Raw genomic sequence first — 7,847 nt, 5'->3', positions numbered from 1 at the left:
AGTAATGGTTTCAAACTGATATTGATGGGGGGAAGGTTCTCTAAGCATGGCAGTCAGTCCATTTTTTGCACTGACCTTATTAGATCAAAGTCCTGGCCTCACGGCCAGGACTTTGTCATCAATCTGAAGGCGCCTTTAGGGCGCCTTTTTACATTGGTGGGTCGTGCAGGATATCACTCGTCTCATCCTGAGACTCGCCCTACGGGTCGCCACAAGTGGCGATGCAAAATCACTCCCGGCGATTTTGTCGAACCTGCTGCAGGTTCTCATCCTGCACGGTTGAGCATAGTGCGCAGAAACGAAAAAAGCGCCTAAAGGCGCTTTTTTCTAAATTTGGTGGGTCGTGCAGGATTCGAACCTGCGACCAATTGATTAAAAGTCAACTGCTCTACCAACTGAGCTAACGACCCCTTGCGGGTTTACTACTTTAATCATTCAGGCTGGTGGGTCGTGCAGGATGACTCGGCTTTGCCTCGCCCTACGGGCCGTTGCTGTGCAACGTTATCCTTCACTGTCTCTACCGATAAATACCTTAAGCGTTGGTGGGTCGTGCAGGATTCGAACCTGCGACCAATTGATTAAAAGTCAACTGCTCTACCAACTGAGCTAACGACCCGCTCGGGTACTACCTGAATTATTCTTCACTCGTCACCAATAAAATTGGTGGGTCGTGCAGGATGACTCGCTTGCGCTCGCCCTACGGGCCATTGCTGCGCAATGTTATCCTTCACGCTTAACATCTGAGTAAGACGTTAAAATTGGTGGGTCGTGCAGGATTCGAACCTGCGACCAATTGATTAAAAGTCAACTGCTCTACCAACTGAGCTAACGACCCGAGTGGTGGGTGATGACGGGATCGAACCGCCGACCCCCTCCTTGTAAGGGAGGTGCTCTCCCAGCTGAGCTAATCACCCGATACTACGCTGGATACTGCTACTAATTAACTTAGTAATTAATTAGTGGTGGGTCGTGCAGGATGACTCGGCTTCGCCTCGCCCTACGGGCCGTTGCTAATGCAACGTTATCCTTCACGTTTTACTATCGCGTTCCACCAGAACGATTGGTGGGTCGTGCAGGATTCGAACCTGCGACCAATTGATTAAAAGTCAACTGCTCTACCAACTGAGCTAACGACCCACTTTTTTCGTCGCTTCAGGCTTGTTCGATATCCCTTGGCAACGGCGGCATATATTACTGATTTAAGAATTCAGCGCAACAAGTATTTCGATAAAAAACATCTGACTGCTTAGGATTCACGCGACACGACCAGAAATACTGCAATTTCTGGTCATGGCATAATCAGCCGAGAGCGTTAAGGCGTTTTTGCGCTTGTTTCGCGCCATCGGTCCCAGGAAACTTACCGACCACCTGCTGGTAAACGGCCTTCGCTTTAGCGGTATCACCTTTGTCCTGCATGATCACGCCGACTTTAAACATCGCATCCGGCGCTTTTGGGGATTTAGGGTAATTCTTCACCACCGAAGCAAAATAGTAGGCCGCATCATCCTTTTTCCCCTTGTTGTAATTCAACTGACCGAGCCAGTAGTTGGCGTTCGGTTGATAGGTTGAATCCGGGTACTTTTTAACGAAATTCTGAAACGCAGCCATCGCATCATCCTGGCGGGACGAATCCTTCACCAGCGCAATAGCGGCGTTGTAATCAGTATTGGCATCTCCGGTCAGCGCCGGAGCGCCGGAGTTCGCCGCTGGAGCCGCCGTAGCGGCCGCTGCGCCCAGCCCGTCACCGGACGATGCCGCCGGCGCCTGTGCATCCGGCGTAGCCCCACCGCTGCTCATACCGTTAATTTGCAGCAGGATCTGTTTCTGGCGCTCAACAACCTGATTAAGCTGATACTGACTTTCCTGAATCTGACCGCGCAGGGAATCAATATCGTTCTGGTTATCGGAGAGCTGTTGCTGAAGCTGAGTTAAAAGCTGACTGTGAGCGTTAGAAATACGCTCGAGTTGAGTGACGCGGTCTTCGACCGAGCCTGAGCCGACACTACTGATTGGCGCCTGAGCAAAAGCGGCCCAGGGGGCCGCTATGCCAACCAGTAACGACAGACTCAACAGATGATGTCTGAAGTTACTGCTCATGCAATTCTCTTAGTAAACCAGTACGGCGCGACGGTTTTTGGCGTAAGCCGCTTCGTCGTGGCCCAGTACTGCAGGTTTTTCTTTACCGTAAGAAACGATGGAGATCTGGTCAGCAGAAACACCTTTGCCCTGCAGATACATCTTAACGGCGTTAGCACGACGCTCACCCAGAGCGATGTTGTATTCCGGAGTACCGCGCTCATCCGCGTGACCTTCAACGGTCACTTTATAGGACGGGTTGCTACGCAGGAAGTTAGCGTGCGCATCCAGCATTGCAGCGAAGTCAGAACGGATATCGTACTTGTCCAGATCGAAGTAAACGATGTTGTTCTGCTGCAGCTGCTGCATCTGCAGACGAGCCTGCTCTTCGGAAGACATGTTGCCGCCGTTAGCGTTAGCATCCATACCAGTGCCGGCACCCAGCATGCCTTCACCGCTCTGGTCGTTGCTGGCGTTCTTGTTGGAAGAACACGCCGCGATTGCCATAACCGGCAGAGCGATCATCAGCCCTTTCAGCACTTTGTTCAGTTGCATTTCTTTGATTCCTTTAATAATCAATTATTTATTATCACAGATACGGAGACCAGGCAGGGAATTTTACCTGTCCATCAGTCGCCGGAAGACGCGCTTTGAAACGCCCATCTGTAGAAACCAGATTCAGCACGGATCCCATCCCCTGAGAAGAGCTGTAGATTACCATAGTGCCGTTAGGTGCCAGACTTGGCGTTTCGTCCAGGAACGTTGACGACAGAACTTGTACGCCACCCGCTACCAGATCTTGTTTGGCAATGTGCTGCTGGCCGCTGGCCGAGCTCACCATTACCATAAATTTACCGTCGCTGCTGACGTCCGCATCCTGGTTTTGCGAACCTTCCCAGGAAATACGCTGCGGAGTACCGCCGCCAACGCTGACTTTGTACACCTGCGGACGACCGGCCTGGTCAGAAGTAAAGGCCAGGTTCTGACTGTCCGGGAACCAGGTTGGTTCGGTGTTGTTGCTGCGACCGTTGGTCACCTGGCGAATCTGACCAGAGCCCAGATCCATCACGTACAGGTTCAGGCTACCGGTTTTCGACAGTGCGAAGGCCAGCTTGCTGCCGTCCGGCGAGAACGCCGGCGCGCCGTTGTGCTGCGGGAACGAGGCAATCTGACGCACTGCTCCGTTAGCCAGAGTCTGAACGACCAGCGCAGAACGACCGCTTTCGAAGGTGACGTAAGCCAGCTTAGAGCCGTCCGGAGACCATGCCGGAGACATCAGCGGCTGCGGCGAACGGTGGACAACAAACTGGTTGTAGCCATCGTAGTCGGAAACGCGCAGCTCATACGGGAACTGGCCGCCGTTGGTCTGTACAACGTAAGCAATACGGGTACGGAACGCGCCCTTAATAGAGGTCAGCTTCTCAAATACCGCATCGCTGGCGGTGTGACCCGCATAGCGAAGGTACTGTTTAGTCACCTTATAAGAGTTTTGTGCCAGAATCGTGCCCGGCGCACCGCCGGTGTCGACCAGCTGGTAGGCAACATTGTAAGAACCGTCCGGGTTTGGCGTGACCTGACCTACGACCACGGCGTCAATACCCAGCGCGGACCATGCGGCAGGTTGAACTTCCTGCGCGGTTCCCGGCTGTTGAGGCAGACGCGAGCGATCCAACGGGTTGAATTTACCGCTGTTGCGCAGGTCAGCCGCCACCACACCGCCAATATCTTCAGGTGCAGCACCCGGTCCGGCCCACTGGAACGGTACAACGCCGATCGGGCGTGCCGAGTCGACCCCTTGGGTGATCTCGATACGTACTTCTGCGTGCAGCACAGCCGCCCACAGCATTAAAAAACCAAATGCTACTCGTAATGCCTGCTTCATCATATCTCCCTTATCCGGGCGGAAAGCCCACGATAATTTAGCAGAATGTTAACAAACTCAAATACACAAAACTACCAAAACCCGGTGACAACCATAGATTGTTTTGCCCCGTTTTCACGGGGAAAACTATTACAGTTTAAAGTCTAGTTTGGCATCTTTTATTTTCTCATAAACTGCCTGGCTAGGTGGTTTCGGAATCCTCGCCGCTTTGGCCGCAGTCAATGCTGCCTGGCAAAGAGCCGGATCCCCACCTTCCTGTTGTATATCAAGCAATTGTCCATCAGGACCCAGCTTAATATGCAGCACACAAGACTTTCCTGCATACAAATCAGCACCGTACAATCGGCTCTGAATAGCATTACGAATCTGCGACGCGTAGCCGCTGATATCTGCGCCAGACGCCCCGCCGTTGCTGCCCGAGGTGCCGGTTGAGTTCGACGGCTGCCCCTGACCTTTGGCTCCACCACCTTTCGGCGCATTCTTACCCGAGCTCAGGTCACCGAGCAGGTCGTCAACGCCGTCAGCTTCTTTAGCTGCCGCAGCTTTCTTCGCCGCGGCAGCCTTAGCAGCAGCGGCTTTAGCTGCTTTATCAGCGGCCGCTTTTTCTGCTGCTGCAGCTTTGGCGGCAGCGGCTTTCTCCGCTTTTTCAGTCGCGGCCTTTTCAGAGGCGGCTTTGGCTGCAGCGGCTTTCTCTGCCGCAGCCTTCTCGGCGGCGGCCTGTTTAGCCGCGTCCTGCTGGGCTTTCTTCTCAGCCTGCTGCTGCGCTTTTTTAGCCGCATCGGCTTCAGCTTTCTTCTGCGCGTCTGCCGCCGCTTTCGCCTCGGCCTTCTTCTGCGCGTCAGCTGCGGCTTTCGCCGCTTCAGCTTCCGCCTGCTTTTTCGCATCGGCTGCGGCCTTGGCTGCCGCAGCTTCCGCTACTTTAGCCTGGGCATCAGCCTTCGCTTTTGCATCGGCAGCGGCTTTCGCCGCCGCTTCCTGCGCTTCTTTAGCCTGAGTATCCGCTTGCGCTTTCGCCGCTGCAGCCGCTTTCTCTGCGGCCTCTTCAGCCTGTTTCTGCTGTTCTTTCGCTTCTTTAGCCGCTTCCTGAGCCTGCAGACGATCCTGCTCCAGCTGCTTCAGGCGCTCCTGCTCTGCGGCTTGTTTTTCACGCAGCTCTTCGGCCTGCTGCTGAGCCTGCTTTTCGCGTTGCTCAGCGGCACGGCGCGAACTGGCCTGCTGCTGCTGCTGACGGTTGTAGTTGTTAACGACCGCCCCAGGATCGACCATCACCGCATCAATGGAAGAGCCTCCTCCTCCACCGGACGAAGTATCCAGATGCTCATCGAACGAACTCCAGATCAGCAGCGCGATCAGAATGATGTGCAGCACGACTGAAACTATGATGGCTCGTTTAAGCTTGTCGTTTTGTTCGGTTGCCTTTGACACTATCGGTTCCCAAAAACTGTTCGCCTGTTCCCGCTTTTCTCGCAGGCGACGAGCCTGTTTATCTCGTCGCCTGCGTCCGGCGGGCGCACATATCTGAAGCGATTAAATAGGCTTGGTCATTAAGCCAACCGATTTAACCCCTGCGCTATGCAACAGGTTAAGCGCTTTAATAATTTCATCGTAAGGTACGTCCTTCGCGCCGCCGATCAGGAACACCGTTTTCTCATTGGCCTCGAGTCGGCGCTTCGCTTCGGCAATAACCTGCTCCGGCGGCAGCTGCGACAGCGTTTCCTGGCCAACTTTCACGCTGTACTGCCCGACGCCGGAAACTTCAACGATCACCGGCGGTTCGTCGTTGCTTTTAACCGCCTGCGATTCGGTAGCATCCGGCAGGTCGACCTCTACGCTCTGCGTAATGATCGGCGCTGTTGCCATAAAGATCAGCAGCAGCACCAACAAGACATCCAGCAGCGGAACGATGTTGATCTCGGACTTCAGTTCGCGACGTCCGCGTCCGCGTCCACGTGCTTTGGCCATGGCTTACCCCTTATTGCTTTCGCTGCTGGTAAACGCCTGACGGTGCAGAATCGCGGTGAACTCTTCCATAAAGTTGTCGTAGTTCAGTTCAAGTTTGTTCACTCGTTGGTTCAAACGGTTATAGGCCATTACCGCCGGGATTGCTGCAAACAGGCCAATTGCCGTGGCGATAAGCGCTTCGGCGATACCCGGCGCAACCATCTGCAGAGTCGCCTGCTTCACCGCACCAAGGGCGATGAAGGCATGCATAATCCCCCAAACGGTACCAAACAGGCCGATATAGGGGCTGATGGAGCCGACGGTTCCGAGGAACGGGATATGCGTTTCCAGGGTTTCCAGCTCGCGGTTCATGGAGATACGCATGGCGCGCGATGCCCCTTCAACCACCGCCTCTGGCGCATGGTTGTTTGCGCGATGCAGACGGGCAAACTCTTTGAAACCACTATAGAAAATCTGTTCCGAACCGGCCAGGTTATCTCGACGCCCCTGGCTTTCCTGATACAGGCGAGAAAGCTCAATACCCGACCAGAACTTGTCTTCAAAGGCCTCAGCCTCGCGGGTTGCCGTATTGAGGATACGCGTTCTCTGAATAATGATAGCCCAGGAAGCGATAGAAAAACCAATCAAAATCAACATGATAAGTTTAACCAGAAGGCTGGCCTTCAGGAACAAATCAAGGATATTCATGTCAGTCACTGCTTAAACTCCGCGACAATAGACTTGGGAAGCGCACGAGGCTTCATTAAGAGTGGATCAACGCACACAATGAGAACCTCAGCTTCGTTTAACACTGTATTCTCGGCGTTGACGATTCGCTGCGTGAAGACCAAAGAGGTGCCTCGCATCGAAGATATTTCCGTCTGGATTTCGAGCATGTCGTCGAGTCTGGCGGGCGCAAAATATTCAAGCGTCATTTTGCGAACCACGAAGGCAACTCGCTCAGCCAACAAAACCTGCTGACTGAAGTGATGGTGGCGCAGCATCTCTGTACGTGCTCTTTCATAAAAAGCGACGTAGCTGGCGTGGTAAACCACACCACCGGCATCGGTATCTTCGTAGTAGACCCGAACCGGCCATCGAAACATATACTTATTCATTCCTGCTGCCTCTTTGTTGGCTTCGTCCACTCACGCCAGTCACTTACTCTGGTAAGCTCCCGGTGATTTGCGTACCTGCCGCCGCGATGCATTGAGAATGCCGTTGTATATCGCGTTGTGTTCACTTTACATCCCGGTAATGCAAAAAAAGATGAGTGCTTTCAAACTTCGCTACTATACGCGCGGGAATCGTGGTTTGGAATGGGAGAAAGTAAACGGCGAGTAAATTTTTATGGGCTTATGCAAGCCCATAAGGTTACCAAAGTTCTCTTATACTTTTATCTTTCAAAAGAAGAAAAAGAAAAGCCCGGTAATGAGGACAATATCAGCGATAAGTGGACAGAAAATCCCCTGCCAAAAAACGGCACGTGGACGAAAGCCCACGCCGTGGATAACGCCGGCGCAAACGGCCCACATCAGCAGGAAACCATGCCAGATTTCAAGCTCGCTGGTTTTCGCCGCAAAGCGCGACGGATCCCAGAAAATGCAGCCCGCCAGCAGCAGCGCCATCACCAGAGAAAGCGCCCTGAGCGGGCGCTTATCCATTATCGCATAGATATATTTTATCATTCGTGTTGCCTCCTTGTTGGCTGCGCCCGCTTACCCCAGTCGCTTACCTCCGTAAGCTTCCGGGGATTCCCTGGCTTGCCGCCTCGATGCAACCCGACTGATTTCGTATATCGCGTTGCGATAACTCTCATCAGTGTTCTTCTTTACCTGCTTTGGTGGCTTCCACGTGCTCAAGCGCCAGCGCGGTGATAACCCCAAAAGCACAGGCAAGAAGCGTTCCCAAAATCCATGCGAAATACCACATATATATAGCTCCTTAC

General features: G+C 53.5%; 9 protein-coding genes, 5 tRNA genes and 1 other RNA gene. All 15 read right to left on the bottom strand.

The annotated features are described in order from the left end of the window. Nucleotides 1–154: 154 nt before the first annotated feature. A non-coding RNA gene (locus GVK32_RS19955) (RtT sRNA) lies at nucleotides 155–291 on the bottom strand. A 43-nt stretch (nucleotides 292–334) separates the two neighbouring features. Beyond that, nucleotides 335–410, bottom strand: a tRNA-Lys gene (locus GVK32_RS19950). Between the two features lie 130 nt (nucleotides 411–540). After that, nucleotides 541–616 (bottom strand) — tRNA-Lys (locus GVK32_RS19945). A 143-nt stretch (nucleotides 617–759) separates the two neighbouring features. Beyond that, nucleotides 760–835 (bottom strand) — tRNA-Lys (locus GVK32_RS19940). Between the two features lie 3 nt (nucleotides 836–838). Then, nucleotides 839–914, bottom strand: a tRNA-Val gene (locus GVK32_RS19935). 147 nt (nucleotides 915–1,061) lie between these two features. Further along, nucleotides 1,062–1,137, bottom strand: a tRNA-Lys gene (locus tag GVK32_RS19930). Between the two features lie 162 nt (nucleotides 1,138–1,299). Then, complete coding sequence (gene cpoB / locus GVK32_RS19925; protein WP_159872038.1) at nucleotides 1,300–2,097, bottom strand: cell division protein CpoB; 798 nt, start codon at nucleotides 2,095–2,097, stop codon at nucleotides 1,300–1,302. Between the two features lie 9 nt (nucleotides 2,098–2,106). Continuing rightward, on the bottom strand, nucleotides 2,107–2,631 hold the full coding sequence (gene pal, locus GVK32_RS19920; protein ID WP_004859700.1) for a peptidoglycan-associated lipoprotein Pal: 525 nt from the start codon (nucleotides 2,629–2,631) through the stop codon (nucleotides 2,107–2,109). A gap of 34 nt (nucleotides 2,632–2,665) precedes the next feature. Then, nucleotides 2,666–3,958 carry a Tol-Pal system beta propeller repeat protein TolB gene (gene tolB, locus GVK32_RS19915; protein WP_041144645.1) on the bottom strand — a complete coding sequence of 431 codons (1,293 nt, stop codon included), beginning with the start codon at nucleotides 3,956–3,958 and terminating at the stop codon, nucleotides 2,666–2,668. 129 nt (nucleotides 3,959–4,087) lie between these two features. After that, nucleotides 4,088–5,383, bottom strand: coding sequence for a cell envelope integrity protein TolA (tolA, locus tag GVK32_RS19910; RefSeq protein ID WP_159872037.1), 1,296 nt, complete (start codon nucleotides 5,381–5,383; stop codon nucleotides 4,088–4,090). A 102-nt stretch (nucleotides 5,384–5,485) separates the two neighbouring features. Then, complete coding sequence (gene tolR, locus GVK32_RS19905) at nucleotides 5,486–5,920, bottom strand: colicin uptake protein TolR (protein WP_159872036.1); 435 nt, start codon at nucleotides 5,918–5,920, stop codon at nucleotides 5,486–5,488. 3 nt (nucleotides 5,921–5,923) lie between these two features. Then, nucleotides 5,924–6,616 carry a Tol-Pal system protein TolQ gene (gene tolQ / locus GVK32_RS19900; RefSeq protein WP_115193300.1) on the bottom strand — a complete coding sequence of 231 codons (693 nt, stop codon included), beginning with the start codon at nucleotides 6,614–6,616 and terminating at the stop codon, nucleotides 5,924–5,926. Continuing rightward, nucleotides 6,613–7,017 carry a tol-pal system-associated acyl-CoA thioesterase gene (gene ybgC, locus GVK32_RS19895; RefSeq protein WP_041144642.1) on the bottom strand — a complete coding sequence of 135 codons (405 nt, stop codon included), beginning with the start codon at nucleotides 7,015–7,017 and terminating at the stop codon, nucleotides 6,613–6,615. The genes tolQ and ybgC overlap by 4 nt, the downstream gene beginning before the upstream one ends. Nucleotides 7,018–7,302: 285 nt before the next feature. Further along, nucleotides 7,303–7,587, bottom strand: coding sequence for a cyd operon protein YbgE (gene ybgE / locus GVK32_RS19890; protein ID WP_041144641.1), 285 nt, complete (start codon nucleotides 7,585–7,587; stop codon nucleotides 7,303–7,305). Between the two features lie 130 nt (nucleotides 7,588–7,717). Next, a complete protein-coding gene (gene cydX / locus GVK32_RS19885) occupies nucleotides 7,718–7,831 on the bottom strand; it encodes a cytochrome bd-I oxidase subunit CydX (protein WP_004100325.1) in 114 nt (37 codons plus the stop codon). Nucleotides 7,832–7,847 lie beyond the last annotated feature (16 nt).

Source organism: Klebsiella sp. 18074 (assembly GCF_902705905.1).
In the GTDB taxonomy this organism is placed as follows: Bacteria; Pseudomonadota; Gammaproteobacteria; order Enterobacterales; family Enterobacteriaceae; genus Klebsiella; species Klebsiella terrigena.
The sequence above is the reverse complement of the archived record's forward strand: the minus strand, read 5'-3'. Positions and strand labels throughout refer to the sequence as shown.

Excerpts from the sequence above, each read along its gene's own strand:
- cpoB (WP_159872038.1), bottom strand. The coding sequence starts at position 2,097 with ATGAGCAGTAACTTCAGACATCATCTGTTGAGTCTGTCGTTACTGGTT.
- tolB (WP_041144645.1), bottom strand. The coding sequence starts at position 3,958 with ATGAAGCAGGCATTACGAGTAGCATTTGGTTTTTTAATGCTGTGGGCG.
- ybgE (WP_041144641.1), bottom strand. The coding sequence starts at position 7,587 with ATGATAAAATATATCTATGCGATAATGGATAAGCGCCCGCTCAGGGCG.
- cydX (WP_004100325.1), bottom strand. The coding sequence starts at position 7,831 with ATGTGGTATTTCGCATGGATTTTGGGAACGCTTCTTGCCTGTGCTTTT.
- pal (WP_004859700.1), bottom strand. The coding sequence starts at position 2,631 with ATGCAACTGAACAAAGTGCTGAAAGGGCTGATGATCGCTCTGCCGGTT.
- ybgC (WP_041144642.1), bottom strand. The coding sequence starts at position 7,017 with ATGAATAAGTATATGTTTCGATGGCCGGTTCGGGTCTACTACGAAGAT.
- tolR (WP_159872036.1), bottom strand. The coding sequence starts at position 5,920 with ATGGCCAAAGCACGTGGACGCGGACGCGGACGTCGCGAACTGAAGTCC.